Here is a 987-nt window from a genome sequence, read left to right as displayed (position 1 = left end):
ATTTAGCGTTCTTATCAATTGAGGCAATCTTAGTTTCTGACGCTGTTTGGATTGCTTCTAGGGCTTTCTCTTTGCCTACTGGATTTACTGCTTCTACTGCTGTTGTTCCTGTAGTTTGAGCGCCGTCTACTCCTGCTTGATCCTTCGCTTCATTGATAGCATTTACAGCTGCGATGGCGGCTTTCGCTACTTCAGCTTTCGCTGCTGCTTTTTCAGCGTCTGACAATTTAGCATTCTTATCAATTGAGGCAATCTTAGCTTCTGATGCTGTTTGGATTGCTTCTAGAGCTTTCTCTTTACCTACTGGAGTTACTGCGTTAATTGCTGTTGTTCCTGTAGTTTGAGCGCCGTCTACTCCATCTTGATCTTTCGCTTCATTGATAGCATTTACGGCTGCGATGGCTGCTTTCGCTACTTCGGCTTTCGCTGCTGCTTTTTCATCGTCTGACAATTTAGCGTTCTTATCAATTGAGGCAATCTTAGTTTCTGACTCTGTTTGGATTGCTTCTAGAGCTTTCTCTTTATTTGCCTCTAAGTTTCCTGGTGTGTGGACACCTGCAACTGCTGCTTCACCTGCTGTTTTAGCTTCGGCTACTTTATCAGCGTTTTCTGCTGCCGCAATCTTAGCTTCTTCTTCTGTTTTCTTAGCTTCTACAGCCTTAACTTTTTCAGCTTTCGCTGCACTTGTCAAACTGTTATCGGCATTGATTTCATTCTTCTCTGCCTCTACCGCTTGAGCCAAGTCGGCTTTCGCTGCTGTCTTAACTGCTTCTAAGTCACCATTGTCATGAACTGCTTTGACTGCTGCTTCACCTGCTGTTTTAGCGTCCGCTACTTTATCAGCGTTTTCGGCTGCTGCGATCTTAGCTTCTTCTTCTGTTTTCTTAGCTTCTACAGCCTTAACTTTTTCAGCTTTCGCTGCACTTGTCAAACTGTTATCGGCATTGATTTCATTCTTCTCTGCCTCTACCGCTTGAGCCAAGTCGG

Annotated in this window: 1 protein-coding gene; it reads right to left on the bottom strand. The window is 44.4% G+C overall.

Features of this window, described 5'->3' with window-relative positions:
• Positions 1-987 (bottom strand): DUF1542 domain-containing protein (locus tag GEZ84_RS10560; RefSeq protein ID WP_153224491.1); only part of this gene is annotated, 987 nt, incomplete at both ends.

It is taken from the genome of Streptococcus mitis, from assembly GCF_009496155.1.
In the GTDB taxonomy this organism is placed as follows: Bacteria; Bacillota; Bacilli; order Lactobacillales; family Streptococcaceae; genus Streptococcus; species Streptococcus mitis_BQ.
Note: the sequence above shows the minus strand (reverse complement) of the source record. Positions and strands in the feature narration are given on the sequence as shown.